This is a genomic window from Amorphus sp. 3PC139-8 (assembly GCF_040750475.1).
Taxonomy (GTDB): Bacteria; Pseudomonadota; Alphaproteobacteria; order Rhizobiales; family Amorphaceae; genus Amorphus.
Genome location: NZ_JABJVY010000028.1, coordinates 14,448 through 40,832, shown reverse-complemented (window position 1 = coordinate 40,832; position 26,385 = coordinate 14,448). Strand labels below are relative to the sequence as shown.

The window sequence follows — 26,385 nt, the reverse complement described above, 5'->3', positions numbered from 1 at the left end:
ATTCCGGCGCACGATATGCCGCATTTTTCACCTTGAACGAAAACGAGCGCAACCGTTGGCCGCGCCAACCGGAACAAAGCGCGAATCAGCTATAGTTCCTCCATGTCGGATCCGATTCTCGTTCTGTTCGGTCATGCGGTCACGCCGGCCGAGGCGCTGATTGTCGTCTCGGTGCTTGCGCTCGTGGCCCTTATCGTCGTCGTGCTGGCGCTTCTGCGTGCCAACCGCGCCCGGGCAGAAATCGAGCATCAAGCCCAAGAAAAAACCCGGGAATTGGAAACCCAGATCGCTGAAGTGATCCGCATGCAGGCGGAAACCTCCGGCCGGCTGCAGACGGTCGCCGAGGTGTTCGGCAGCCGCCAGTCGGAAATGACCCGCGCGCTGTCGGAACGCCTCGACGGCATGGGCAGCCGGATCGGCTCTTCCATGTCGGAAGCCTCCAACACCACTCACGACACCCTGCGCCAACTGCACGAGCGGCTTGCCGTCATCGACAGCGCCCAGAAAACCATGTCGGGCCTCTCCGACCAGGTCTCCCAGCTCGGCCGCATCTTTGCCGACAAGCAGAGCCGAGGCGCGTTCGGCCAGGGCCGGATGGAGGCGATCGTTCGCGACGGCCTGCCGGAAGACGCCTTCAGCTTCCAGCCGACGCTTTCCAACAACGCCCGGCCCGACTGCGCCATCCATCTGCCCAACGGTGCGCCGGACCTCTGCATCGACGCCAAATTTCCGCTGGAGTCCTTCGCCCGGATCGAGCAGGCGGAAACCGATCACGATCTGAAGGAGGCCCAGCAGGCCGCGCGTCGCGACCTGATCAAGCACATCGACGACGTGCGGAAGAAATATCTGATCCCCGGCGAGACCCAGGATCTCGCCTTCGTGTTCGTGCCGTCGGAATCGCTGTTCGCCCAGATCCACGAGCGGTTTCCGGAGGTGGTCCAGCGCGCCTATCGGGCGCGGGTGGTGGTGCTGTCGCCGACGCTGCTGCATCTGGCGATCCAGGTGGTGGTGACCGTCATTCGCGACGCGCGCATGCGCGAGGAAGCCCATGTCATTCGCGCCGAAGTCGGCCATCTGATGGACGACGTGAACCGGCTATTCGAGCGCGTGATGAAGCTGCAGCAGCATTTCGGCCAGGCCCAGCGCGACGTGGAGCAGATCGTGATCTCGGCGGAGAAGGTCTCCAAGCGCGGGACCCGGATCGAATCCCTCGAGCTCGATGACGACGAAGGCGACAAGGAAAGCCGGACCAAGCCGATGAAGGCCGCCAGCGGGGGCTGATCGCGCTTTCGGCTTGACGCCCTGTCTGCGAGACGGCACCTCGGCCCCATGAGCATCCTGTTTGCATCCCAAGGGTTCGGCGCCAACGCATGGCAGCCCGCCATCGAAGCCGCCGCCGGCGACCGTCCGATCGCCGTCGACGGCATCGACGCCTACGATCCGGAAACGATCCGCTACGCCCTGGTTTGGCAGCCGCCGCGCGAACGCCTCGCCGCCTTGCCGAACCTGGAGGCGATCTTCAATCTCGGCGCCGGCGTCGATGCGCTGCTTGCCGACCCGACGCTGCCCGACGTGCCGATCGTCCGCATCGTCGATCCGAACATGACCATGCGAATGACGGAATGGGTGGTGCTGCAGGTGCTGATGCATCACCGCCACGCGCTCGGCTATCTGCACCAGCAACAGCAAAGAGACTGGCGCGACCTGCCGCAGCCGCCGGCCGCCGTCGTGCGCGTGGGGATCATGGGGCTCGGCGCGCTCGGGGCCGATGCCGCTTCCGCGCTTGCCCGGCTCGGTTTCCAGGTCGCCGGCTGGAGTCGCACGGCGAAATCGGACCTTGAGATCGAAACCTTCGTCGGAGCCGGCGCGCTCGACGCCTTTCTCGGCCGGACCGACATCCTGGTCGTGCTGTTGCCGCTCACGCGGGACACCCACGGCCTCCTGAACCGGGAACTGTTTGCCAAGCTTGCCCAGGACGGCGCTCTGGGCGGCCCGTTCCTGATCAACGCCGGGCGCGGCCGGCTTCAGGTGGAAGCCGATATCGTGGCTGCCCTCGACAACGGTACCCTCAAGGGCGTCTCGCTCGATGTGTTCGAGACCGAGCCATTGCCGGCCGCCAGCCCGCTCTGGACCCGTCCGGACGTGATCGTCACGCCCCACGTCGCCGCCGACAGCTCACCGGATGCCATCTGCCGCAACATCTTCCAGCAGATTGCGGCCTACGAGCGCGGCGAAGGACTAAAGAACGTCGTGGATCGGGGGCTGGGATATTAGAATTTGCCCGTGACCGATTCTGGACGGGCAGACATTTCCAGCAGTGAATCGGCTGATAGCGACTGGCCACCCGTTTTTCTCCGCTCATTCCCGCGAAAGCGGGAATCCATAGGGTGCTGGAGAGGAACGAATAGTCGGACCACCGGCACAAAACTCGACCAAGACAGGCGGAACGCTTTCCGACCTCCCTCAGTCTATTCGCCATTTCACTATGGATTCCCGCTTTCGCGGGAATAAGCGGAGTCTGGGGTTTCCTCAGAAACCCACAGAAAGCCCGAAGCCAAAGGCAAGCTTGTCACCCAACCTTCCCCCCTCGCTCCGTCGTTCCTTCGGACTTGAGCGTGGCGTGCCGTCGGCTCCTACTCGTAACCGTCTCCGGTCCAGGTCGCGGAATTCACCTCAGGTCCGATTTTCTGAGGAGACACGGGCTCAGCCGTCTCACCCCAGCCGCCGCACCGTGCGGACGGGACCGACGACCTCGGCAATCCGCGCGATCGCCTCTGCCACCGGCTCGATCGCCGTCATCATATGAAAGGCGTTGGCGTGGAGCAGACGGTCCGCGTCCAGCATGATGCCGACATGGCCGGGCCAGAACAGCAGGTCGCCCCGGCGCGGTTTCCCCTCAGACACCTGCTCCCCCAATGCCTGTTCCTGCATGTCGGAATCGCGCAGCGCTGCGATCCCGGCCATCCGGCAGGCGATCTGAACCAGGCCGGAGCAGTCGATCCCGAACCGGGTCGTACCGCCCCAGAGATAGGGGGTGCCGACGAAGCTTTCCGCGACGCTCACCCAGTCGGACACCTTTGCGGAGATCGGCGCCAAGTGTTTGGCGACCACATACCCGCCGGTCTCCAAGCGGGCGAAACGAACACCGTTGCGCTCCTCTTCTCCCGTTACCGCCAGCGAGGCGCCCATCGGCACGCTGCCGAGCGGTGGCAGCTTGATGTCCGCCCCCGGAAACAGGAAGGTCGCCGCGACGAAGACACGATGCGACGCGGCCGGATCGGCTGCCCCCAGATCGTCCGCAGAGAGATAGCCGACATAGCCATCCTCCTCTCGCTGCACCCAGGCCCAGCCTTCCGGCGACACCTCGAACACGCGCACGAGATCGCCGGCAAGCGCCTCGGTATCGAGCGGCGCATCGGGCCGTGGCGCCCGACGCATCGGCCCGATTGCCGCCCGCACCCGGCGCGGCTCTCCCTCGGCGAACCGATCCGCCGTCACCGTTCCCTCAAGCCGTACGTCTGCCAGATCCGGCCGGATCGCGTTCAGGCGCGGGTCGAGCGCTTGCCCGTCACTCATGACGTGTAGCGCGCCTTCAAGAGCGCGTAGAGCGCCCGTATCGTCTGCGCGTCGCCGCCTTTCGGATGACCCGGCCGGTCGCTCGACGACCAGGCGTAGACGTCGAGATGGACCCAGGCGGCCGCCTTCTCCACGAAACGCTGCAGGAACAAGGCCGCCGTGATCGCACCGGCGAGCGGCTGCGAGGAGATATGGTTCACGTCGGCGATGTCCGAGCGCAGCCAGGATTTGTAGCCCGGCCAAAGCGGCAGCCGCCACAGGGGATCGTGCATCTTCTCCGCATGGGCGGCGATGTCGGCGGCAAGCGCATCGTCACCCGTGAACAGCGCCGGCAACTCCGGTCCCAGCCCGACCCGGGCCGCACCGGTCAAGGTGGCGAAATCGATCAGAAGTTCCGGCGCCTCCTCGTCGGCGAGCGCCAGCGCATCGGCCAGGATCAGCCGGCCCTCGGCATCGGTGTTGCCGATTTCCACCGTCAGCCCCTTACGGCTCTGCAGCACGTCGCCCGGCCGGAAAGCCGCGCCGGAAATGGCGTTCTCCGCCGACGGGATGAGCACGCGCAGCCGCACCGGCAGCTTGGCGTCCATGATGAGCTGGGCCAGACCGAGCGCGTGGGCCGCGCCACCCATATCCTTCTTCATAAGGAGCATGGAGCTCGGCGGCTTGATGTCGAGACCGCCCGTGTCGAACACCACACCCTTGCCCACCAGCGTCACCTTGGGCGCGTCCGGCGCGCCCCATTGCAGATCGATCAGAAGCGGAGCGCGCGGGCTCGCCTTGCCGACGGCATGCACCATCGGAAAGCCCTCTTCCAAGGCCTGCCCCTCGACCACCGACACGGACGCATCATAGCGCTCCGCCAGGCGCTGGGCGGCATCGGCGATCTCGGCGGGCCCGAGATCGTTCGCCGGCGTATTGACGAGATCGCGCACCAACCGGACCGCCTCGATCTCACGCGCCAGGTCCGGGCGAGCGATGTCGCTCGGCATGACGAGCTGGACGGCTGCCGGCTTTTCGGAGCGGTAGCGCTCGAAGCGGTATCCGGACAGGGCGAAGGCGAGCACGCTCATCGCCAGATCGTCGAAGCCCTGATGGAGCTTGTAGGTCCCGCGCGGCAGCTTGTGGAGCGCGCCGGCCGCGAACGGATCCTCAGAACCGGGGGCGCCCAGACCGAGCAGCGCCACCACGATCTGCCCGCTTGCGTCCGGACAGGCCAGAACGCTGCCGGCCTTGCCCTCGAACCCGTTGGCCTGCGCCCACTGGGACATCGGCTGCGGCAGGCTCGCGATCGTCTCCTCCACCGTCGCGGTGGTGGCGGCATAGACGGGAACGGCACCAGGTTCGGCCGCGGCGTCGACGAGGCAAGCGTCCAAGGTCTCTACTCCCTGTCATCAACAAAAAGGGTGCGCCGAACATCCGCAATCGGAGCTCGACGCACCCTTGTCTTTTAACAGGTTGACGGCGGACAGGAAGACGCGGAAGCGCCGCCCCGTCATCCGTGCCTGTGGGTCGGCTCGTCCGGAGCGCCCCGAATTTTTAAATCGCGGTCGCGCTTCGGATCGTTACCTGTCTGCAGTTTCGAGAAAGCCGGTTTCCCGCCCTTCCGAACCTGCGTCAGATACCAAAGCCGAAAATCCAGCCCACGAGATTGACGATCGGACCGCCCACGGCGACCAGGGCCACGGCGATGGCCGACGCCAGCAATGCTGCCACCAGCCCCAGTTCGCCAGCCTGTCCGTCGCGTTCGATCCGATCCATTTGTTTGACGCGGGTCCGCATGACCCACCTCCCGCTTGTCCGTTTGCTTCGCGTCACGCCGATCTTCTTTTGGCTCACTCGTGACGACGGCCTCATGGACGGGACCATGGCGAGCGGCCCCTTGCCCAAGCGTTAATTGCAGCCGGTCGCGACCTGCTGGCGGGGGCGAATCGAAGGGCAGGGTTAATTTCTTCTGAGCGAAATGACGCCAATTGCGCCGCTTTCGAGCCGGGCAGGAGATGCGCACGGCGTGCGCATAGGCGCCGATCCGGCGTCTGTGGCGACACCGCGCCGGCTCATCAGGAGTGTTTCTATCGAAAATTATCGTTTAATAACAATAAATTAGACCAAAATCCCGAAACACAGGTCGGCGAAAGCGAACGCACATAGTGCTGTTCATCGCACCATCGCATCGAGATTATGCGCACCCATTGCACTTTTTCTCTTGCAATATGAGCGCACCATGTGCATATTCAGCTCACGACAGAGATACGAGAACCTCGAAAGGAGGCTGCCATGCTTAATGAACTCGTCCTGGGTCGTGCCCTGTATTGCCGCCCTCGTTCCGAAGAGGTTCGGCAGCCTAAGTCTCGCCTTGGCCATACGTCCCGTTTGGCGTGGCAGTGGCTGATGGCACGATCCTAACCGAGCACGAAAACGAAGCGCGGGCCCAACGGCCCGCGCTTTTTTGTATCGCGGCACCCTCCGCCTCGCCGAAGATCCGGCGCCCTCGTTTCGCGGGAGTTCGCGAAACGAGGGTATCCGACACAGATCCGTCCCCAGAAAAACCGGTGCTCGCTCTCGTCCGATTTGCTCAAAAGCCTTGACGAACCGCCCTTTCGTTGAAGAGCGTACGGACGGGATTGGGGTTGGGAGAAGCAGATGGCGAGAGCGGACGCGTTCAAATCGGCGGGACAGGACCGCGGCGATCCGGCCGCAGCTCCGCTCTATTTCGAGGACCTTGTCGAAGGCGCGCGACTTCCGGCGTTGAAGGTGACGTTTACCGAAGACGACATCATCGCCTTCGGCCGCAGCTTCGATCCCCAGCCGTTCCATATCGATCCCGACGCCGCCAAGACATCCATGTTCGGCGAGCTGGTGGCATCGGGCATCCACACCCTCGCCGCCTGCACCAAACTCGTGGTGGAGGGGCAAAATGGGCTCGTGGTGCTGTCGGGCCTCGGGATCGATTCCGTCGCCTTCACGAACCCTGTGAAAACCGGCGACACACTGACCGTCGAAGCCTGGTGGAGCGACCTGAAGCGCTCCGCCTCCAAACCCGACCGGGGCTTTGCGCGTCTCAATTGCCGGGTGCGCAACCAGGAGGGCACGATCGTCGCGGACTATGCCTACCGCTATTTGATCGCAAGCCGGCCTTAGAGCCCCCACCGCTCAGATTTAAATATCCGGCCGACAAGAAATGGCTCCGGGTTCAATCGCCTGAGCACGCCCTTTCCGTTCAAATCGCGTCGACTTGAACGGGACAGTAGGCTCAGCCGGCCTCGAACCCGGTCAACACGGCCGCGCAGTTCTCCCCCAACGCATCCACCGCATAGCCGCCCTCCAGCACGAACAGGACCGGAAGGCCGAGCTTGGACAACCGGGTGCCAAGGCGGGAAAAATCGTAGGTCTTCAGCTTAAAGCGCGAAATCGGATCGCCTTCGAACGGATCAAGCCCGAGCGAGACGACCAGCGCATCCGGACCGGCGCGCTCGATGGTCGCGAGCGCAAGTTCCAAAGCGTGCGACCAGGTCTCCCAGTCGGCTCCAACGGCGAGCGGAAGGTTGAAGGTCGCGCCCTCTCCGTGGCCGGCGCCGATTTCGTCGGCGTGGCCGAGGAAATAAGGATACTCCTCCGCTGGATCGGCATGGATGGAGACGAACAGCACGTCGCCGCGCTCCCAGAAGATTTCCTGGGTACCGTTGCCGTGGTGATAGTCGAGGTCGAGGATCGCCACCCGGCGCCCGTCGGCGACCAATCGTTCCGCGGCGAGCGCGGCGTTGTTGAAGAAGCAGTAGCCGCCATAGCGCGCCCGCATGGCGTGGTGGCCGGGCGGACGGCAGAGCGCGAAGGCCGCCCGCTCGCCGGCCGACAGAAGCGCGGCTCCCGACACCGCAGTCGAGGCGCTCGACAACGCTGCGTCGAACGTCCCCGCCGTCAGCGGCGTGCCGGCATCGAAGGAATAGAATCCGAGCCGTCCGTCCAGATGGATCGGCGCCCGGTCCGACCTCAGCCCCGGCGTCGGCCAGACGAACGGGAACGCCTCTTCCTCGGCGCGGCCAAGTGCCCGGTGCTGCGCCCACATCGTCTCCAGAAAGGCGACATAGGCCGGGTCGTGCACCGTCTCCAGGAAGGCCCGCTCGATCGGATCCGGTGCCACGATCGGGCCGAGCCCGGCTGCCTGCACCGCCGACAGCACGATCTCCGCGCGCTGCGGGGTCTCGACGGCGGGCTTCAGCGTGCCATCGGAGATCTCATGGCGGGGCGCATGGGCGGCATGGGCCGGCGAATAGACGGTTTTCATGTTCTAAACCCTATCCGCGCGTTCGCGCGGCAAGACATCAATCTCCGCTCACTCTCGCGCCAAATGGGCTCGGAATTCCGAGCCCCCAAGCACCGCCCTATGGATTCCCGCTTGCGCGGGAATGAGCGGAGATCGGGGCCCCACCAGCGCGCGACCGCGCAGCGGCGAGCGGAGCGAGCTCGCGCGAGCGATAAAACTAGATGCTCTGGTTGTAGGCGCCGACTTCCGGGTTTTCCCGGAGCACGCCGTCGACGGCCTTGAACATCTCGCGCATGCGCTCTTCCGACACCGGGCTCTCGATCACGACCACCAGCTCCGGCTTGTTGGAGGAGGCGCGCACCAGGCCCCAGGTGCCGTCGTCGGCCGTCACGCGCACGCCGTTTACGGTGACGAGCTCGTCGATCTTATGGCCGGCAACCGGCTCGCCGTTGGCCTGCATGTCCTGGAAGCGCTTCACCACCTTATCGACGACGCCGTATTTCTTCTCGTCGTCGCAGTGAGGCGACATGGTCGGGGTCTGCCAGGTCTTCTGCAGTTCGCCGCGCAGGTCCGACATGGATTTTTCCGGATTGCGGTCGAGCATCTCCATGATCGCGATCGCGGAGACTAGCCCGTCGTCGTAGCCGCGTCCCACCGGCGGATTGAAGAAAAAGTGGCCAGACTTCTCAAAGCCCGCCACCGCGTTCAACTCCGTCACCCGACGCTTGATGTGGGAATGGCCGGTCTTCCAGTAGTCGATGTGGGCGTTGTTTTCCTTTAGCACCGGATCGGTCTGATAGAGCCCGGTGGACTTCACGTCGGCGACGAAGGTGGCGTTCGGATGCAGCTTGGAAAGGTCGCGGGCGAGCATGACGCCGATCACGTCGGCGTAGATCTCCTGGCCCTTCTCGTCGATCACGCCGCAGCGGTCGCCGTCGCCGTCGAAGCCGAACCCGACGTCCGCGCCATGCTCCAGAACCGCGTCGCGGATGGCGTGGAGCATCTCCAGGTCTTCCGGGTTCGGATTGTATTTCGGGAAGGAATGGTCGAGCTCGGTGTCGAGCGGCACCACCTCGACACCCAGGCGCTCCAGCACTTGCGGAGCGAACGCCCCGGCGGTGCCATTGCCGCAGGCCGCAACTACCTTTAGAGGCCGCTTGATACCGCGGTTCTTGACCAGGTCGTCCATGTAGCGTTGGGGGAAATTCTCCACGAACACGTAGGAGCCGCCGCCGGACAGGTCGAAAGCGGCCTCCAACACGATCTCTTTCAGCCGTCCCATCTCGTCGGGGCCGAAGGTGCGCGGACGGTCGGCACCCATCTTCACGCCGGTCCAACCGTTCTCGTTATGCGAGGCGGTGACCATAGCCACCGCCGGCACGTCGAGCTCGAACTGCGCGAAATAGGCCATCGGCGTCAGCGCCAGACCAATATCGTGCACCTTGCACCCCGCCGCCATCAGGCCGGAAACCAGCGCCATCTTGATCGACGACGAATAGGAGCGGAAATCGTGGCCGGTCACGATCTCCTGAGGCTTGCCCATCTCCTTCAGAAGCGTGCCCAGCCCCATGCCGAGGGCCTGGATGCCCATCATGTTGATCTCCTGACCGAAGATCCAGCGGGCGTCGTACTCGCGAAAGCCCGTCGCCTTCACCATCGGCTCGGACTCGTAGGCGTAGGTGTTCGGCGTCAGCTTCGCTTTCGGCTTGGGAAACATGGGGCAGATCCTTGGGTCGGGTCCGTCTTCGTTGACGAACGTTCTCGTAGCGCAGGCGAACCGGCTTGGAAACGCCGTTTGCGCCGAAGCGGGGATGTCGTGCCACAACGCGTCAACCGCGCCGCGCGTTCACTTCGTGCCAAACAGCCGGTCGCCGGCATCGCCCAGACCGGGCACGATATAGGCGTGCTCGTTCAGCCGCTCGTCGATCGCCGCCGTCAGGATCGGCACGTCGGGATGGTGGCTGCGGAGATTGGAGACCCCTTCCGGCGATGCGAGGAGGCAGACGAAGCGGATCTCGCCCGCCCCGCGCTCCTTCAGCCGGTCGATCGCCGCGATCGCCGAATGGCCGGTCGCCAGCATCGGGTCGACCACGATGGTCAGCCGCTCATCCAGCCCTTCCGGCGCCTTGAAGTAATATTCGACCGCCTGCAGCGTATCGGGATCGCGGTAGAGGCCGATATGGGCGACACGGGCGGACGGCACCATGTCGAGCATGCCGTCCAGAAGCCCGGTGCCGGCGCGGAGAATGGAGGCGAACACCAGCTTTTTGCCGGCAAGCACCGGCGAGCGCATAGGCGCGATCGGGGTCTCGATCTCGATATCTTCCAGCGGAAGATCGCGGGTCACCTCGTAGCAGAGCAGCATCGCCACCTCGCGCACGAGGCGCCGAAAGCCGGCGGTCGAGGTCTCCTTGCAGCGGATGAGCGTCAACTTGTGCCGCACCAACGGATGATCGACCACCGTCACGTCCTGCATAGGTGCTCCCTTTTCTCGCTCACGCCAGCTCGTTTACGCTCGCGGCTGCGCGGGCCGGCGCGCGGTCGCGCGCTGCTGGTGAAAGGCCGAATCTCTATTTTTTCGTCCCACGCGATCAGAATACCGTGCCGTCGCTTGCGATGCGAAGCGGCGGAGATCCGTCGGCACGACGCTCATAGGCGATGGCCCGGCCGGCCGCCCAGCTACCGCCTTCCAGCACGCAAGCAAGCGGAAAGATGTCCGCATCGAGTTCGAGCCGACGGCGTACCGCCTCTGCCAACCGATCCAGCAAAACCACCGTCAGCGCCCGCCAACCCACCACCAACGGGCTGTCGACGGCATGCACGCGCTCGGCATCGGCGGGATCCGCCAGGGCGATCACGCCGCCGTCCAGAAACAGGCCGCCGTTGCGATATTCCGCCAACCCCGGCAGGCCATCGAGATCGGTCACCGCGATGCCGGCAAGGTCGAGCGGCTCGATCAGCGACATCGCGAGCCAGGTGGAGAGCTTGTGGAAGGGAACCAGGTCGGCGCCGGGTCCCGCGCCGTCCAGCAACGGATGATGCCAAGTGTCGCCGAGCGGCAGACCTCCAAGCTCGATCCGGCCGGGAAAGACGGGCGTCAACGCGTCGAGCACGGTATCGAGGATCGCCGCCGCCGGCAGCTCTCCCTCTTCCGCCTTCAGGATCAGCGCATCGATCAGCCCGCCGGGGCGCGGGTCGTCCTCCAGTGCGAACACGTCGCGCCGGTTCTCCATAACATGGGCGAGACGGGCGAGAAGCTGCACCCGGCCGGAAAGCCCGACCAGCGGATTGGCCGGCCCGGCCTGAAAGCCGGCGGCGAGCTCCTCCTCCGACAGGGCCGCAAGCGCGATGGCATCGGCGCGCAGAGGATCGGCCGGAACGCCGGAAAACAGCCCGCCGGCAAACATCGCCAGCGAGGCGATCGCAAGCCCTTCGGATCGGGCATGGGTCTCGCCGGTCAACGCCTCGTGGTAGCGCCAGTCGGCGCCCGCGCCGGCGTCCAGAAGCACGCTGACGACAGCGAGATCGCCCGCCGCGCGCGCCGCCTGGCGAGCATCGTCGAAACCGCGCGCGGCGGCGAGCATGCCCCAGCGATCGAGCCCGCCAGCCTCAAAATGGCGCCAGCGCGCATGCAGCGGCACCGACAGGTCCGGAAAGCGGGCCGTCGTCACCGCGACCACACGGGCCGCGACTTCGTCGAGCCGATCGAGATGGAGGCTGAGGCCCGGAAGCCGCCCTTCTTCGGCAAGCGCGAACAGCCGGTGAGCCCCGGCGCGGACCGCATCCGCCGTCATCAGGGCGCGCGCCGCTTCAATCTGAGACGTCATCGATCCCCCGTCCACGAACATCGCCAAGCATCGCCCCATCCGCCGGCGTGGGCGCGTAGTAGCCGGCCGCCTTCTTGGCTTCGATTTCCACGTGCGCGTCGGCCGGCACCAGATCGTCGGGAATCGCAACCCGTTCGCCGATCGCCACGCCCGCGTTGATCAACGCCTCATACTTCATGTTCGACATCGACACGAAGCGATCGATCCGCGTCACGCCGAGCCAGTGAAAGACATCGGGCATCAGCTCCTGAAAGCGGGCGTCTTGGACACCGGCGACGCATTCGGTCCGCTCGAAATAGGCATCTGCCGTGTCGCCGGCAGCAGCGCGCTTGCGGGCGTTGTAGACCAGGAACTTGGTGACCTCACCGAGCGCCCGGCCTTCCTTGCGGTTGTAGACCACGAGCCCGACGGACCCGGTCTGGGCGTCGCGGATGCACTCCTCGATCCCGTGGATGAGATAGGGTCGGCAGGTACAGATATCGGAGCCGAACACATCCGATCCGTTGCATTCGTCGTGCACCCGACAGGTGACGCGGCCGGCGGGATCGGCGAGCCTCGCCGGATCGCCGAAAATATAGACCGTCGCGCCCCCGATGGGTGGCAGAAAGACCGCCAGATCCGGGCGCGTGACGAGCTCGGGATAGATGCCGCCGGTCTGCTCGAACAGCACCCGCCGCAAGGTCGGCTCCGCCACCTGGAAGCGACGCGCAATCCCCGGCAGATGCCAGACCGGATCGATCGCAATCTTGGTCACGGAGACGGCGCCGCCGGGATGCAGGATTGCGCCATCGGGCACGAGCCGGCCCTTATCGATCGCCTGGGCGACCTCCGCCATGGTGAGCTGGGCACGCGTGACGGCGATGGTGGGGCGGATGTCGACGCCCTCGCCGATCTCGTCGGCGAACGCCTCGCCCACCAGATGTCCCCACGGATCCAGGGCGACGATCGCCGCCGGGTCGCGCCAGGCCGGGTTTGCGGGGATATCCACCACCGGCGCGGTATCGGTCAGGTCCGGTCGCTGGATCGGGTTGAGCGCGCCGGCCGCGACCGCAAGCGCCCGGTAGAGCGCGTAAGCGCCACCATAGGCCCCGATGACGTTACGATCGGATGGACGGGTCACGCTGCCGATCACCGGCCCGCGCTCGCGCGCGGTGGGCGCGCCCCATGAAATCGGAAACCGGACAGGCGCACCGGCGCCGGGATGAGAGGTCAGCCGGATGTGGCTCGCCCGGTTGAGGGGTGTGGTCATAAGGAACTCGGTATCACTGTCGAACCGTTGTCATCGATCCTCTCATATTGGGGCCGTAATTGCGTCACGCCAGCGACGGTCGTAGCCGCCGCCCATTCCGAAACCGCGCTTCACGGCCCGCAAGTGCGTTGACCCGCCCGCCCCGTCGCGGCCAAATGAGAGGCACTGCCGGGGCTCTGGCCCCATATCTTCCCCGATGCGGACCGCAGGCGCCCGAACGGCGTTGGCGGTTGCGCGTTGTCCACGTTTGATCTTTCCGGAGACGAGGAGAGCCGATGGCGCGGCCCCACGCAGACAACGATCCGCTCGCGTTCCCGGTCCTGATCGCGGATATCGGCGGGACCAACGCCCGGTTCGCGATCATTTCGGACGCCTATGGCGAACTGAAGCATTTCCCCACCGTCTCGACGTCCGACTACGCCTCCCCCACCGTCGCGATCGAACAAGGCGTCCTTGCCCGCACTTCGATGCTGCCGAAATCGATCGTGATGGCGATCGCCGGGCCGGTCGATCTCGCGCCGCTGAAGCTCACCAACGCCGATTGGACCATCGACCCGGAGGAGCTGCTACACACCTTCGGCCTGTCGGACGTGGTCGTCGTGAACGATTTCGAAGCCCTCGCCCTGGCGCTACCTTCGCTGGACGAAAGCAATCTCGTGCAGCTTGGCGGCGGGACCACGCGCGCTCATGCGCCCCGGCTGGTGATCGGGCCGGGGACCGGCCTCGGGGTTGCGGCCCTGATCAGCGCGGCCGGCCAGCTCACGCCGATCCCCGGCGAAGGCGGCCACATGTCGCTCGGGCCGGAGACCGACGACGACTTCGCGCTCTGGCCGCACCTGGAACACTTCCACGGCCGCATCACGGGCGAAACGCTTCTGTCCGGTCCGGGGCTGGTGCGGATCTACCGTGGCGTCTGCGCGCTGGAAGGCGTGACGCCGGCTCACGACACCGGCGAGGAGATCAGCGACCACGCGACCGCCGGCGATCAGACCGCGAAAACCGCGCTGCGGTTGTTCTGCACCTATCTCGGCCGCTATGCCGGCGATCTCGCCCTGGTTTTCCTGGCTCACGGCGGTGTCTTCGTCGCCGGCGGCATCGCACCCAAGGTGCGCGGCTTCCTGGCCGACGGCCATTTCCGGCGGGCTTTCGAAGCGAAGGCGCCACACGAGGCGATCATGCGCACGATCCCGACCGCCGTGGTCGCCCACGACCGTCCGGCGCTGGAAGGCCTCGCCGCCTTTGCCCGCACCCCGAGCCGATTTTCCATCTCGCTGCATGGCCGCCGGTTTCGCCAGAGCGAAACCTGAAACGAGACGGCAAAAGGAAGGGCGGCGATCCCGCCGCCCCTTCCAAGATTAGAACGCGTAGGAGAAGCTGCCCTTCAGGCCCTGATCGCTGGCGCCGTCGGCGATCTGACCGGCGTAGCTGAGCGCCAACAGGGCGCCCGGCGCGACCTGCAGCTCCAGACCGGCATCGAGCACCAGCGCATCTTCGGCGATCGGCTGGCCGGTGATCTGATAGCTCTGGCCACCGCTTGCGAAAGCCAGCGGCGCGCCGGGATCGACATCCCCGAACGCATGCCGCCATCCGACCGTCCCCGACAAACGTACCGGCAGATAGGCCAGGTTGAGGTCCGCAGCCGCATTCAGTCCCAGCGTGGTGAAGGTCGTGTCCTGGGTCCAGCCGGGGCTCATCAGGGCAGCCGCACCCCCCGTCTCGGTGAAGCTGTCGGTGTCGAGATGGACATAGGCGATCCCCGCGAACGGCTCCAGCCGGCCGGGGCCGACGTCGACGCCGTAGGCCGCTTCGGCGAAGAGCTGCGTGCTGTGGGCATCATAGGTCGCGCTGAGCTGATCGCTGAAGCCGGGGAAGGCAACCGAGCGGTCGCTGTCGGTCGAATGCCAGGCGTACGCACCGCCGCCGCTCAGCGACAGGCCGCCCAACTGGGCCGCCGCGTAGGCGCCCAGCGAGGTCGTCTCCACATCAGCGGACGAATGGCGCGCATCGACATCGACGCTCGACTGAGCATAGCCTGCGAGCACGCCAAGTCGCGCGGCGGATCCGACCGCCCGATCGAGACCGACGGCGAAGCCGCCGATGGAGCGATCGACCGACGCAACGCCGCCGGAGCCATCCCAGTTGCCCCAGGAGCCGTAACCCTGGCCCCAGGCGGCGAAGGCAGGCGCGTCCGCCGAGGTCTCGCCGGTTGCCCCGGTCTCACCGTAGGCCAGCACATTCATCGACGGATCCGCGATCCGCTCGAACGCGCCACGGATGCGCGCACGAGCTGCGTCGCGCACGAAGCGGCTGTCCTCCACCATCGTGATTGCGGTCGAGGCATAGACCTCGCCGGAAAGCTGATCCAAGGCGTCCGGCGTCGTCGACGCGTTCAGCGCGGCGACCTCTTCCACGATCGGCGCATCCGGAGACAGGGAATCCAGCGCGCCGGCGACGGCCGCCTGGTTCGGCGTGGTCGCATAAGTTTCGAAGTCGACGTTGCTGCGCACCGTCTCGATGCGAACGGTCCCTCCGGAATAGACGACGGTTGCGTCCAGGAACGGATATTCCTCGGCGAAGGGATCGGAAACGGTGTCGAAGGTTCCGCCGATCCCGCCGTCGGCGATGAGGAAGGTCATGGTGTCGAAGCCGTAGGCAAGCCCTGGCTCGGCGACGAGCTGAAGCGTGCCGCCCTGAATGGTGATTGCGCCGCTTGCCGTCAAAAGGTCGCTCGAACCGCCTGGCGCCATCTCCACCTGGTAGGTCGATCCCGGCTGGAACGTCACCGATCCGTTGACCATGATCGTGCCGATCGAATTACCCGGCGCGATGGTGCCGGCATTGGTCAAAACGCCGTCGATCGTGCCGTTGCCCGACAGGAGGCCACTGTTGACCACGTCGCTCGCGATGGTGCCGTCGTTGGTCAGCGTACCGGCGTTGGAAACCGTCGTGCCGGTGAGCGCCGTTATGGTGCCGGCATTGTAGAGGGTGGCGCCGGAGGCGACGGCGACGGCGCCGACGATCGAGCCGGAGATCCCCAAGGTACCGCCGGAGACGGTCGTTCCGCCGGAATAGGTGCTGTCGCCGGCGAACACGAGGGTACCGGTGCCGTTCAGCGTGAACCCGCCCGAGCCCGTGATGTCGTTGGCCCAGACATCGAAGGCGTTGTAGCCGCCCTTCGAGGCGTCCATGACGATGGATGTGTCGGTTCGAAAGGCCCCGAAGCCGTCGGCGGCGGCATAGAGGTTGACCATGTCCCAGCCGGACCCGTTGTCGAGCGGTCCTCCGCCCGGCAACGCCGTAGTCGCGATCACGTCCCTGAGATGCTGCGCGTTGAGATAAGGGAACCGGGTGGCAAGGAGCGGAGCGACCGCCGCCACGGTATTTTCCGGGATCTCCGCCGTCGGATTGGCGTTCGGCGTGAAGCCATAGCCCCCGTCGCCGTTCGGGATGTCGCTGTAGGTGGCGAGATTCACGTATTGTTGGCGCAGGTCTCGAAAGGTCTGTGCCGTGGGGATGGCGCCCGACGCGATGCAGGCAGCAAGACCATTGGTCGAGCAGACGTCGGCATAGGGCGATTCGTTCAGCGCCGCAGCCTCGCTCCCGAACAAATGCTGGGCCAGCTCCGCGTTCGCTTGGCTGAACGTCGTCGGCAAAAGACCGAAGCCTTTTGCGTCGGTTCCGGAGTCCGAGGCGCCGTTTTGATTGACGTAGTAGCCGATGTCGTAGAGGCCGATCATACGGCCGCCGATCACGTCCAGCGGATAGTGCACGCCGAAGATGTTGCGGCTGCGGCCAAACTCCGCGGCCGCCATGACGAAGTCCTTGTAGAAGCGCGGCGCAACCATCGCGGTCCCCACGCCCTTCACCGTGCCGGAAGTGCTGTGGCCGCTCGGGAAGGCCTGGCTCTTCACATAGTCGCCCCAGTACTGCGCGTTATTCGGCCCAGACTGCAGCTTTCCTTGGACACCCGTCGGGTATTCATCCGACTGGATCGAGACCGCGTAAGCAGCAGGCAGATCCGAAAGCGTCGACCAAGGGCTGGAATTGATGCTGTGTGAGGTCATGAACGGTCGCGGGTTTGCGACACCGTACCCGTCTGGATAGTCTTTCGGGTTCGAAAAATTTCCATAAGAATCGTACTGAGAAAAATCGTCTTTCGCGGTAGTCGCCGAAATCCCGCCGCTGCCCAAGTCATCAATCAGCGCGAAATATTTCGACGTGTTGTTCCCGCTGCCAATGCCCGGCGCATTCTGGCCGGGGTTAATCAGGTCGCCGACATCGAACTTTTTGCGGTAGGTGGTGCCACCGGGATAGTTGGCGATGGTGAAGTCGGCCATCCGCCAGATGTTGAACACCTCGACATAGGGATAGTTCGGAAGGTTGCCGGGCGCGGTGCTCGGATCCGCCGCCCCCGATTGAAGTTGGGAATTGAGCGCAGCGAGCTCGCGATAGTCGTTGGCGGTGAGCGCCGGATTCACCTCGCCGAAGCTCGGATTGAAATAGACGCCCTCGATAATCTTCTCGGTTTCGTAGAGAACCGTGCCGGGATCCGGCGTCTGCTGCGCGTAATTCTCGAATGCGGACAAAAGGTCGAGATCCGTGCAGCTAAAATCGGCCGCGCAGGTCGTCGCGTTCGTTTGCGCCAGAGCGCTGGACATCGCGAGAAAAGAGACACTTCCAGCAAGCAGAGCCGCTTGAACAAATGCTCGGGGCCGCATGCGCTTTTCTCCGGCCTCAACGATCGGCGAAGCAGCTTCGCATTGCAGAAGACATTTGGACAGAGCCAAAGCTTTCTTCCTTTTTCTCGGATCAGGTGCAGACCGGAAACCGGCTCGACTGCGCTCAGGTCCGCAGTCGAGCCGGCACGCCCCCAACGCCCCCCGGCGTCGACGTCATCCTTTCCCTATCCGGTCAGGTGGACCTGATCCGATAGGCGAAAGGGCTCCGATCTCACCCCAGAACAACTCAGAATCGAACACCCGATGCGCGGCCGCCTCGGGTATGCGAGACTATTCAACGTCTGTTCCTAGCCAGTCAATACGATGGATTGATGAAAAGACAAGCTTTTCAAGCAAGAGAAACTTGTATCCGAAAATTGAAAGATATCTTTCAAAGATCGACTTCCAGAAATCGGCAGGCGATATCCAGAAATACTGAATTCAAAAACGATCCTATCGCGCAATTGGATAGGCCATGCCTGGTCACCGCGTCCCAATAGCGACCGATGGAGCCCGATCATTTCGGGCAAAATCGAGCAAAAGCACGAAAGCGCAGGCGGTTCCAATACGAGGTGGCTGGACGTCGGCGCGATATCCGTGACCGGCGCCCGCTTTTCCCGCCTCACTTGTGCAGCAGTCTGATGGGAACACTTGCTCGACAGCAATTGACTTCAGTCGAAGGCGCTGGAGCGCTTCCTGCTTGCTTAAGCAGCCTCTAACTTAGCGATGCTCGCCGGATGGCAGATAGGGCCGAAGCGCATGGGCAAGCTTCGCCGGCGTCAGCGATTGCAGCCAGATGCGCCCCGGACCCGACAGGCGCGCCAGGAACAATCCGTCCCCGCCGAAAATCGCATTGCGAACGCCGCGGATCGTGGTGATCTCGAAAGACACCCGCTCTTCGAACATGCCGATATGTCCCGGGTGGACCAGGAGCTCCTGCCCCGCCTCCAGATCGTAGCGCACGAGCTCGCCACCGAGCTCCACGAACGCGGTCCCGTGACCACCCAGATGCTGCAGGACGAAGCCATCGCCGCCAAACAGGCCCGCTCCGAGCGACTGCTGGAACCCGGTGGAGAGCGCCAGGCTCTTGCTGCCGGCCAGAAAGCCGTGGCGGTGGATCAGGAGACCCCGTCCCTCTTCCACGGTCTCTTCCAAAATGTTGCCGGGAATGGTCGCGGCGAATGCCACCACGGCCTCGCCGCGTTCCGCGGTGAACTCGGTCATGAACAGCCCGCCGCCCGAAAGCGCGCGACCGAGCGCCCCGAACAGGCCGGAGGAACCCGCCGTCGCGGTGGTCGTGTGCATGGCGACATTGGATGACATCCACGACAGCCGATCGGGTTCTGCCAGGACCGTCTCACCGGCCTCCAAGGTGAGCGTGAGAACGGGGAGCGTCGATCCGGTGATTTCGCTGCGCATATGGAATGCCTCGTGACGGACTGGAGAAAAATAGAGGGGAACACGACCGCGTCGTCCCGCAGGGCATGGCCGTTTCGCTACCCTGCCAGCGCTGCATGACCCGGTCACGACGCCAATCTTGGCGGACAGAAGCGCCATGGCAAAGAGTGCAAACGCGCGCAAAATCGACCGAGAAAACAATCAATAATTGTATTGTTTCTCGTAACCGTCGATATGCCGACTTTAGAAACAACTTTTAAGACAACTCAGGCTTTGCTGTTACCCGCCCCGCAGATCGATCAACAGCAGCCGCAGGATCCGGCGAAGCTCCTGCAGGTCGGCCTCACCGAGGCCTTTCAGCGACGCCGCCTCGATCTCGTCGGCGATCGCATCGCAGGCTTTCAGCATTTCCTCGCCCTCCGTGGTGAGCGATGCCGTCAGGATCCGCCGGTTTTCCGCGCTCGCCTCGCGGCGCAACAGGCCGCGCTTTTCCAACCCGGTGACGATTTCGTTCATAGTCTGCGGCGTCACGAAGAAACGGCGCGACAACTCCGCCGACGAAATCCCGTCGCGCGATCCGACGATCGCCAGCACCGTATATTGAATCCCGGTCAGGCTGAGCCCCCTCAGCGCCTGCTCGAGCTGCGAGCGGATCGCTTGGTTGGCCTGATTGAGCAGATACATCGTACGCGGTCGCGCCAAGTGGCGCGCATGGTGACCGGTGTCGTCGCTTGACAATATCAGGGCCCCTTATTTAAGCATCGCTGACAGTGTTTAGCTCAAGGAGCCGGCAAATGACAGGCAGCCCGAATGGGGCGCGGGACCCCGAGACCAGCGGCGCACGCGGATGGGGCGACACCGTCCTGGTGGACATCGAGGACGGTATCGCCTGGGTCACGCTGAACCGGCCCGACAAGCGCAATGCCATCAATCCCGGCATCGTGTGGGAGATGAACGCCGTCCTCGACGCGATGGAAGAGGACGACCGTGTCCAGGTGGTGGTGATCACCGGTGCCGGCGACGCGTTCTCCGCTGGCCAGGACCTGAAGGAATATTTCCGCGACGTCGACGCCGGCCCGCCGCTGGCGCGCGAGCGCCTCTATCAGGCCAACTCCGCCTGGCAATGGCGCCGGATGATGTATTTCTCCAAGCCGACCATCGCGATGGTCAACGGTTGGTGCTTCGGCGGCGCTTTCCAGGTGCTGATCGGCTGCGACCTCGCGGTGGCGGCCGAGGACGCCACCTTCGGCCTCTCCGAAATCAACTGGGGCATCATTCCCGCCGGCATCGTGACGAAGTCGCTTGCCGAAGTGATGAGCCAGCGTGACGCGCTCTACTACATCATGACCGGCGAAACCTTCACCGGCCGTCAGGCGGCCGAGATGCGGGTGGTCAACTTCGCCGTGCCTGCCGAGGATCTGCGCGAGCGCACCAAGGCGCTCGCCGACACCCTGAAGCAGAAGAACCCGTTCGTGCTGCGCTCGGCGAAGACGGCTTATCATCACGTGAAGTCGATGCCGTGGGATTCCGCCATGGAATATCTCATGGCCAAGTCCGACCAGACCAAATATCGCGATCCCGAAAAAGGCGACCAAAAGGGTATGTCGCAATTCCTGGACGACAAGACCTATCGTCCGGGCCTGCAGGCCTACGACCGCTCCCGCTGACGCCATCATGACGGAAACGCGTTCGAGCATCGACCGGCTCCTGAACCCGCGGTCGATTGCGATCGTTGGCGCCTCGCCGGAGCCCTTCACCCTCGGCAACAACGTGCTGTCGAACTTTTCGACCTTCGCCTACGACGGGCCGGTCCATCTCGTCAGCCGCAAGCACACCGAGATCGAGGGACGCTCCTGCGTCGGCCGGATCGCCGATCTGCCCGCTGGCATCGACCTGGTCGCCCTGGTGGTGCCGGCAGGCGCCGTCAAGCAGGCGGTGGCCGACTGTGCCGCGCGCGGCGTCGGCGGGATCGTCGTGTTCGCTTCCGGGTTCGCCGAGCTTGGCGAGGAGGGCATCCGCGCCCAGGCCGAAATCGCCGAGATCGCACGGGCGGCGGATATCGCCCTGCTCGGCCCGAATTGTCTGGGCTTCGCCAATTTCATGGCCGGTGTGCCGCTCACTTTCGAGCGGTTGTCGCCGACGGTGGTGCCGGGAACCGGGGTCGCGGTGATCGCACAGAGCGGCGCGATGAACGGCAACATCCGCGAGGCGCTCAGAAGCCGATCCGTGCCGGTCGCCTATGCGATCTCCACCGGCAACGAGGCGGTGACGGCAGCCGAAGACGTGATGACCGCACTGGTGGAGGATCCGGCGGTCGGCTCGTTCGCCGTGTTCGTGGAGCAGATCCGCGATCCGGCGGTCTTTCTGCAGGCAGCCAGGCGTGCCTACGCCCTCGACAAGCCGGTGGTGCTGATGCATCCTGGCCGCAGCGCCCGCTCCCGCGAGGCCGCCCAGTCCCACACCGGGGCGATGGCCGGCGACCACGCGGTAATGGAGGCGTTCGTGCGCGCCGCCGGCGTCACCCTCGCCGAGAGCTTCGACGAGCTGTTCGACACCGTGATCCTGCGCCACCGCTACCCGCAGGCTCGGGTGCGCGGGCTCGGCATCATGACCAACTCCGGCGCCGTGCGCGGCTTCTGCCTGGACTTCGGCGAAACGATCGGCCTGCCGCTGCCGGCGATCGCCCCCTCCACCGATCAGGCGCTGCGCGAGGTGCTTCCCGACTTCGCCGTGATCGACAATCCGCTCGACATTACCGCCATGGGGATGAGCAAGCCGGCGCTGTTCGGCGACACCTCGGCTGCGATGCTGGCCGATCCCGGCATCGACGCCTTGCTGGTCGCGGCGATGGGCGGCGCGCCGCCCCAGGTGATGGCGAAGTGGCAGTCTCTTAAACCGGTGCTGACGGCTGCCGACAAGCCGGTGGCCCTGGTCTTCCTGGGCGACGAATTACCGATGCCGGCGGAGTTCCTGGAGGAGATCCGCACCGCCGGCGTCCCGTTCTTCCGCTCGCCGGAACGGGCGATGCGGGCGCTCGCCAACATCGCCAAGCTCGATTTCGTGGAGGACCTTCCCACCCCCGTCCGGAGCGATCCGAGCGCCCAAACGCAAATGCTGCCGGAATATCGCGGCAAGGCGGTGCTTGCCGAGGCCGGCTTTGCCGTCCCGCGCGGCCGTCTCGCGACCAGCGCCGACGAGGCCGTGGCGGCGGCGAACGAGATCGAGGGGACAGTGGCGTTGAAGGTGCAAGCTGCGGCGATCTCCCATAAGAGCGATGTCGGCGGGGTGAAGCTCGGCCTCGGCGGAACCACCGCCGTGCGCTCCGCCTGGACCGAGATCGAAGTGGCGGTGGCGGATGCGGCTCCCGGCGCGCCGATCGACGGTCTCCTGGTAGAGGAAATGGCGCCGAAATTTGCGCTCGAGATGGTGGTCTCGGCGCGGCGCGATCCGTCCTGGGGCGTTGTCGTGATCGCGGGTCTCGGCGGCATCTTCACCGAGGTGATGCGCGATATCCGCATGTTCCCTGCCGGATTGCCGAAGGAGCGGATCAAGGCGGAGATCGACCATCTGCGCGGCGCAGCGCTGCTGTCAGGCTATCGCGGCGGACCGTCACTCGATGTGGACGCTGTCGCCGACACCCTCGACCGGCTCGGGCGCCTGCTCTTGGACGATCCCTCGATCATGGAGGTCGAGATCAACCCGCTCGCACTCTACCCGGCCGGCGAAGGGGTCCGCATTCTCGACGTTCTCGTCACGCTCAAGACGACGGAATAGACCGAAAACAGGAAACGACCATGGACTTTGGGCTCTCCGAAGAGCAGCGCCTGTTGCGCGACAGCGTTCGGCGACTGATGGACAAGCACGCTCCGCCGGACATGGTCGCCCACCACGACCGTCAGGGGCTCTACCCCTACGAGCTCCACAAGGCCTGGGCGGAAGCCGGGCTGATCGCCCTGCCCTTTCCCGAAGAGGCCGGCGGCCTGGGTGGCTCGGTCGTCGATCTGGCGATCGTCGGCGAGGAGATCGCCTACACCAGCGCGGACTTCTTCATGGCGTTCGCCGGGGGTATCTTCTGCGGCCTCAACATCGCCCGCAAAGGCCGTGCGGAACAGAAGGCGCGTTTTCTGCCGCCCCTTCTTGCCGGCGATCTCCGGATGGCCATCTCGATCTCGGAGGCCGACGCGGGCTCGGATGTCGGTGCGATGCGGACCTCGGCGCGCAAGGAAAACGGACACTGGCGCGTCGACGGCACCAAGCTGTGGTCGACCGGGGCCGGCGCGGACAACACGGTCCTGAATGTCTACCTGAAGACCGACCCAAGCGTGTCTCACCGCAAGGGCATGTCGCTCTTCCTGATCGACAACGACACCCCGGGGGTGGAGCTGAAAAAGCTCGACATGCTCGGACGGACGGCGACCGGCACCTATGAGATCCACTTTAATGGCGTCGAGGTCGACGAGGACCGGATCGTCGGCGGTGTCGATCAGGGCTGGGACGTGATCCTGTCGGGCCTGCAAGTGGAGCGGATCATGTCGGCAGCCGGCAATTGCGGCGCGGCGCGGGCCGTGGTGGATCTTGCTGTCGACTATGCCCGCGGTCGCACCCAGTTCGGTAAGCCGATCGGCGCGAACCAGGCGATCGCCCATATGATCGCCGATATGAAGACCGAGGTCGAAGCCGCTCGCGCGTTGATGTGGCAAGCGGCCTGGAAGGTCTCCATCGGCGAGGATGCGCTGTCGGAGATCTCCATGGCGAAACTGTTTTCGTCGGAAACCTATGTGAAGGTCGCCAACATGGGCATGCAGGTGATGGGCGCCTTCGGCTACTCCATGGAATATCCGATGCAGCGCCACTACCGCGACGCGCGTTCAGCGACGATTGCCGCCGGCTCTTCGCAAATGCAGCGCAACCTGATCGCCGGCCTGATGGGGCTGAAAGTCGCCTAGATGTGGAGCCTCTTCAGCTCGGACGGGAACTTCCCGAACGGCAGGAAAAGAAAATAGATTCAATAGCTTGGGCTAGGTCATAGCCCCCAAGCCAAGGTCATACGCCAAGCCCCGGCGTGATCACCTCCTGCATCCCCGCCTGGGCTTCCGGTGGGATCGCAATCACCTTACGCGCATCCAGATCGAACGAGACAACGACCCCGTCGGCGGACAACCAGGGCTGCCCCGTCTCCGGATCGAGCAGCCAGTGAATGATGCGCATGGTCCGCTCGCTCACCCCGGCGAGCCCGCTGCGCACCTCGAACCGGTCGCCGGCGCGCGGATAACGATGATAGATCAACCGGTACTCGACCATCGCACCGCCGATCCGCTCCGGCGCTATGTCGAGATAGTCGGCCAGATCGCCGCGCAGCGCCGGACCGACCATGGGCATCCCGTCCGTGATCGCCGCCAGGAAGCCCTCCAGACGTAATCGCCCGAACACGTCGCACATCTCCGCACCGATGGCGCCCCGGCTCGGGCAGATCAAACCGAGCCTGTCGGCCTCCGCCAGACAGGCCCGCGTAGCCATCGGCTCGAGCGTGACACTGCGAGGCTCTGCCTTTTCCGGGCAATCAATCCGCAACGCGTCCGCCCGGTCCGTCAGTTCCGCCGGCATGGCAAGCCTCTCCCCGCCGCGCGCGTCGATCAGCGCGAGCCGGACCCGCATCGTGGCCGCCAGCTCGCCGGAGCCGCTGTGCCAAAGCAGAAATTGAACGACCAGATGGTCCGCCTCCGTCGCGACCGTGCCGGCGGTCATATGCAACAACGCGCTGAGTCGGGCCTCGCGCAGGAAGCGGATATGGAGGTCGGTCACCAGAAGCGTCCGCTCGGCCGTTTCCTTGAAGGCACCGCTTAGTCCGATCGCCGCGGCAAACCCCGGAAGCCCGTGCCGGACGAGCGCCAGATAATAGCGAGCGCTCAAATGACCCATCTGGTCACACTCCCAGGCATTGACGCTGCCCCGCCAGACTTCCGGCCCGAACTGATCCGTCATTCAAAAACTCCCAATCTCCGCGGCCAACGTGGGCGGACCCTGCCCGTCGCGGTCCCCCTTGACCCTTGCCAGCCGCGTCAACTACCGTGACTATTTATAAGGGACCCTGATTAGATAACAGCACCCCGTCAAGGGCGGCGGCCGGCGAACCGAACCGGTGAACAGGGCAGCGCAAGGGAGGAGAACCATGACGACAGGTGTAAGACGCGCCGTGCGGTCGCTCGTCGCGGCCGGAGCGATTGGCGCGGCGCTGTGCGCAACCGCACACGCCCAGATGACGCTGGACCGCGTCACGATCGGAACCGGCCCGGCCGGATTGCTCTATTCCCAGATCGCCACCGCGCTGACCAGTATCATCCAGGACAAGACCGGGATCCCGTCGACGGCGCGCCCGCACGGCGGCACCTCCCAATATCTCCCGCAGCTTCACCGGGGCGAGATCCTGCTCGGCATCAATTCCGGTCTCGACGCAAGCTCCGCCTATCTCGGCAAGGAGCCCTATCCCCAGGCGATGGACGGCATCCGGGCGGTGCTGGCGATCGCCCAGGCGAACTATTCCTTCATCGCGCGCGCGAACGCCGGCATCGAAACGGTCGGCGATATGAAAGGCAAGCGCGTGGTGACCGCCTACCGCACACTCGCCCTCTTCGACGACGTCAACCGCGCCCTCCTGGAAACGGCGGGGCTGACCGAAGAAGACATCACCCCGGTCGCCGAAACCAACGTGCCGGACGCCATCCAGGCGCTCACCTCCGATCGTGTGGACGTGACGGCCGCGATCCTCGCCATTACCGCCCATCGCGAGGCGGATGCGGCGATCCCGGGCGGCACACGGGTGGTCGGGCTCGGACCGGACGACGCGCCGGTGGACGCGCTCCAGGGCTTCCATGTGGGCATCCTCGAGCCGGGTCCGGGAACCGTCGGTGTCAAGGAACCGACCAAGATCGCGATCTACGATTCCTATTTGAACACCGGCGTCCACGCCAACGCCGACGACATCTACGAGATCGCCAAGATCACCTACGAGAACTGGGCCGCAATGCAGAAGGCCGTTCCGGCGCTGCGCGGCATGACGGCGGACGACCTGGTGCCGGCGCGGATCAGCCATCCGTTCCACGATGGCGCGATCCGCTATTTCCGTGAAATCGGGCTCTGGACCCCCGAGCACGACAAGCAGCAGGCCGCCCTTTTGAAACAAGGCTGACACCTGCACGGAGGTGGCCGCTACAAACGGCGAAAATGTCCGCTCCGCCCCCTTGACCGAAGGGGGCATGCTCCGTACCGTGCCCACCTATATAAGGGACCCTGATCTGATACTCCGAAACACGGAGCAAGCGCCGCAGCAAGACGGCCGGCGATCAGGAGTGAAAACGC

General features: G+C 65.0%; 20 protein-coding genes. 8 read left to right on the top strand and 12 right to left on the bottom strand.

Translation table 11 applies throughout. From position 1 onward, the window contains the following. The first annotated feature begins 102 nt into the window (after positions 1–102). Both rmuC and HNS03_RS21125 read left to right on the top strand, forming a co-directional pair. Complete coding sequence (gene rmuC / locus HNS03_RS21130) at positions 103–1,281, top strand: DNA recombination protein RmuC (protein ID WP_367198039.1); 1,179 nt, start codon at positions 103–105, stop codon at positions 1,279–1,281. Between the two features lie 48 nt (positions 1,282–1,329). After that, positions 1,330–2,274 carry a 2-hydroxyacid dehydrogenase gene (locus HNS03_RS21125; RefSeq protein ID WP_367198038.1) on the top strand — a complete coding sequence of 315 codons (945 nt, stop codon included), beginning with the start codon at positions 1,330–1,332 and terminating at the stop codon, positions 2,272–2,274. A gap of 438 nt (positions 2,275–2,712) precedes the next feature. On the opposite strand, the gene HNS03_RS21120 is transcribed toward HNS03_RS21125, so the two are convergent. The 3 genes from HNS03_RS21120 to HNS03_RS21110 form a co-directional block, all read right to left on the bottom strand. After that, a complete protein-coding gene (locus tag HNS03_RS21120; RefSeq protein WP_367198037.1) occupies positions 2,713–3,576 on the bottom strand; it encodes an NlpC/P60 family protein in 864 nt (287 codons plus the stop codon). Continuing rightward, complete coding sequence (locus HNS03_RS21115) at positions 3,573–4,949, bottom strand: M17 family metallopeptidase (protein WP_367198036.1); 1,377 nt, start codon at positions 4,947–4,949, stop codon at positions 3,573–3,575. The genes HNS03_RS21120 and HNS03_RS21115 overlap by 4 nt, the downstream gene beginning before the upstream one ends. A gap of 241 nt (positions 4,950–5,190) precedes the next feature. Then, positions 5,191–5,355 carry a hypothetical protein gene (locus HNS03_RS21110; protein ID WP_367198035.1) on the bottom strand — a complete coding sequence of 55 codons (165 nt, stop codon included), beginning with the start codon at positions 5,353–5,355 and terminating at the stop codon, positions 5,191–5,193. 861 nt (positions 5,356–6,216) lie between these two features. Between HNS03_RS21110 and HNS03_RS21105 the strand changes: the two genes are divergently transcribed. Further along, the gene (locus tag HNS03_RS21105) at positions 6,217–6,714 is read left to right on the top strand and encodes a MaoC/PaaZ C-terminal domain-containing protein (RefSeq protein ID WP_367198034.1); all 498 of its coding nucleotides are present in this window, start codon (positions 6,217–6,219) and stop codon (positions 6,712–6,714) included. 112 nt (positions 6,715–6,826) lie between these two features. On the opposite strand, the gene HNS03_RS21100 is transcribed toward HNS03_RS21105, so the two are convergent. The 5 genes from HNS03_RS21100 to HNS03_RS21080 all read right to left on the bottom strand — a co-directional run bounded on the left by HNS03_RS21100 (position 6,827) and on the right by HNS03_RS21080 (position 12,913). Then, complete coding sequence (locus HNS03_RS21100; protein ID WP_367198033.1) at positions 6,827–7,858, bottom strand: histone deacetylase family protein; 1,032 nt, start codon at positions 7,856–7,858, stop codon at positions 6,827–6,829. Between the two features lie 196 nt (positions 7,859–8,054). Further along, the gene (locus HNS03_RS21095; protein ID WP_367198032.1) at positions 8,055–9,554 is read right to left on the bottom strand and encodes a phosphomannomutase/phosphoglucomutase; all 1,500 of its coding nucleotides are present in this window, start codon (positions 9,552–9,554) and stop codon (positions 8,055–8,057) included. A 129-nt stretch (positions 9,555–9,683) separates the two neighbouring features. After that, complete coding sequence (gene upp / locus HNS03_RS21090) at positions 9,684–10,313, bottom strand: uracil phosphoribosyltransferase (protein WP_367198031.1); 630 nt, start codon at positions 10,311–10,313, stop codon at positions 9,684–9,686. 115 nt (positions 10,314–10,428) lie between these two features. After that, positions 10,429–11,664, bottom strand: coding sequence for a DUF1688 family protein (locus tag HNS03_RS21085; RefSeq protein ID WP_367198030.1), 1,236 nt, complete (start codon positions 11,662–11,664; stop codon positions 10,429–10,431). Next, positions 11,648–12,913 carry a GTP cyclohydrolase II gene (locus HNS03_RS21080; protein ID WP_367198029.1) on the bottom strand — a complete coding sequence of 422 codons (1,266 nt, stop codon included), beginning with the start codon at positions 12,911–12,913 and terminating at the stop codon, positions 11,648–11,650. The genes HNS03_RS21085 and HNS03_RS21080 overlap by 17 nt, the downstream gene beginning before the upstream one ends. 275 nt (positions 12,914–13,188) lie before the next feature. Between HNS03_RS21080 and glk the strand changes: the two genes are divergently transcribed. Next, the gene (gene glk / locus HNS03_RS21075) at positions 13,189–14,220 is read left to right on the top strand and encodes a glucokinase (RefSeq protein ID WP_367198028.1); all 1,032 of its coding nucleotides are present in this window, start codon (positions 13,189–13,191) and stop codon (positions 14,218–14,220) included. 48 nt (positions 14,221–14,268) lie between these two features. On the opposite strand, the gene HNS03_RS21070 is transcribed toward glk, so the two are convergent. The 3 genes from HNS03_RS21070 to HNS03_RS21060 form a co-directional block, all read right to left on the bottom strand. Continuing rightward, the gene (locus HNS03_RS21070; RefSeq protein ID WP_367198027.1) at positions 14,269–17,499 is read right to left on the bottom strand and encodes an autotransporter domain-containing protein; all 3,231 of its coding nucleotides are present in this window, start codon (positions 17,497–17,499) and stop codon (positions 14,269–14,271) included. An 852-nt stretch (positions 17,500–18,351) separates the two neighbouring features. Next, entirely contained in the window at positions 18,352–19,050 is a 699-nt protein-coding gene (locus HNS03_RS21065) for a TIGR00266 family protein (protein ID WP_367198026.1), read from the bottom strand. Positions 19,051–19,308: 258 nt separating this feature from the next. Then, on the bottom strand, positions 19,309–19,767 hold the full coding sequence (locus tag HNS03_RS21060) for a MarR family winged helix-turn-helix transcriptional regulator (RefSeq protein WP_367198025.1): 459 nt from the start codon (positions 19,765–19,767) through the stop codon (positions 19,309–19,311). 56 nt (positions 19,768–19,823) lie between these two features. Between HNS03_RS21060 and HNS03_RS21055 the strand changes: the two genes are divergently transcribed. The 3 genes from HNS03_RS21055 to HNS03_RS21045 are packed head-to-tail and all read left to right on the top strand — an operon-like array spanning position 19,824 to position 23,975. Next, the gene (locus tag HNS03_RS21055; RefSeq protein WP_367198024.1) at positions 19,824–20,696 is read left to right on the top strand and encodes a p-hydroxycinnamoyl CoA hydratase/lyase; all 873 of its coding nucleotides are present in this window, start codon (positions 19,824–19,826) and stop codon (positions 20,694–20,696) included. 7 nt (positions 20,697–20,703) lie between these two features. After that, positions 20,704–22,803 (top strand): acetate--CoA ligase family protein, encoded by a 2,100-nt coding sequence (locus tag HNS03_RS21050; RefSeq protein ID WP_367198023.1) that lies wholly within the window; start codon positions 20,704–20,706, stop codon positions 22,801–22,803. A 20-nt stretch (positions 22,804–22,823) separates the two neighbouring features. Beyond that, positions 22,824–23,975, top strand: coding sequence for an acyl-CoA dehydrogenase family protein (locus HNS03_RS21045; RefSeq protein ID WP_367198022.1), 1,152 nt, complete (start codon positions 22,824–22,826; stop codon positions 23,973–23,975). Positions 23,976–24,072: 97 nt separating this feature from the next. Here the strand turns inward: HNS03_RS21045 and HNS03_RS21040 are convergent, their stop codons facing one another. Next, a complete protein-coding gene (locus HNS03_RS21040) occupies positions 24,073–25,011 on the bottom strand; it encodes an acyl-CoA thioesterase (protein ID WP_367198021.1) in 939 nt (312 codons plus the stop codon). A gap of 187 nt (positions 25,012–25,198) precedes the next feature. On the opposite strand from HNS03_RS21040, the gene HNS03_RS21035 reads away from it, so the two are divergent. Next, positions 25,199–26,215, top strand: coding sequence for a TAXI family TRAP transporter solute-binding subunit (locus HNS03_RS21035; protein ID WP_367198020.1), 1,017 nt, complete (start codon positions 25,199–25,201; stop codon positions 26,213–26,215). Positions 26,216–26,385: the final 170 nt, after the last annotated feature.

Excerpts from the sequence above, each read along its gene's own strand:
- HNS03_RS21050 (WP_367198023.1), top strand. The coding sequence starts at position 20,704 with ATGACGGAAACGCGTTCGAGCATCGACCGGCTCCTGAACCCGCGGTCG.
- HNS03_RS21065 (WP_367198026.1), bottom strand. The coding sequence starts at position 19,050 with ATGCGCAGCGAAATCACCGGATCGACGCTCCCCGTTCTCACGCTCACC.
- HNS03_RS21120 (WP_367198037.1), bottom strand. The coding sequence starts at position 3,576 with ATGAGTGACGGGCAAGCGCTCGACCCGCGCCTGAACGCGATCCGGCCG.
- HNS03_RS21040 (WP_367198021.1), bottom strand. The coding sequence starts at position 25,011 with ATGACGGATCAGTTCGGGCCGGAAGTCTGGCGGGGCAGCGTCAATGCC.
- HNS03_RS21110 (WP_367198035.1), bottom strand. The coding sequence starts at position 5,355 with ATGCGGACCCGCGTCAAACAAATGGATCGGATCGAACGCGACGGACAG.
- HNS03_RS21095 (WP_367198032.1), bottom strand. The coding sequence starts at position 9,554 with ATGTTTCCCAAGCCGAAAGCGAAGCTGACGCCGAACACCTACGCCTAC.
- HNS03_RS21125 (WP_367198038.1), top strand. The coding sequence starts at position 1,330 with ATGAGCATCCTGTTTGCATCCCAAGGGTTCGGCGCCAACGCATGGCAG.
- rmuC (WP_367198039.1), top strand. The coding sequence starts at position 103 with ATGTCGGATCCGATTCTCGTTCTGTTCGGTCATGCGGTCACGCCGGCC.
- HNS03_RS21045 (WP_367198022.1), top strand. The coding sequence starts at position 22,824 with ATGGACTTTGGGCTCTCCGAAGAGCAGCGCCTGTTGCGCGACAGCGTT.
- HNS03_RS21105 (WP_367198034.1), top strand. The coding sequence starts at position 6,217 with ATGGCGAGAGCGGACGCGTTCAAATCGGCGGGACAGGACCGCGGCGAT.
- HNS03_RS21100 (WP_367198033.1), bottom strand. The coding sequence starts at position 7,858 with ATGAAAACCGTCTATTCGCCGGCCCATGCCGCCCATGCGCCCCGCCAT.
- HNS03_RS21055 (WP_367198024.1), top strand. The coding sequence starts at position 19,824 with ATGACAGGCAGCCCGAATGGGGCGCGGGACCCCGAGACCAGCGGCGCA.
- glk (WP_367198028.1), top strand. The coding sequence starts at position 13,189 with ATGGCGCGGCCCCACGCAGACAACGATCCGCTCGCGTTCCCGGTCCTG.
- HNS03_RS21085 (WP_367198030.1), bottom strand. The coding sequence starts at position 11,664 with ATGACGTCTCAGATTGAAGCGGCGCGCGCCCTGATGACGGCGGATGCG.
- upp (WP_367198031.1), bottom strand. The coding sequence starts at position 10,313 with ATGCAGGACGTGACGGTGGTCGATCATCCGTTGGTGCGGCACAAGTTG.
- HNS03_RS21080 (WP_367198029.1), bottom strand. The coding sequence starts at position 12,913 with ATGACCACACCCCTCAACCGGGCGAGCCACATCCGGCTGACCTCTCAT.
- HNS03_RS21035 (WP_367198020.1), top strand. The coding sequence starts at position 25,199 with ATGACGACAGGTGTAAGACGCGCCGTGCGGTCGCTCGTCGCGGCCGGA.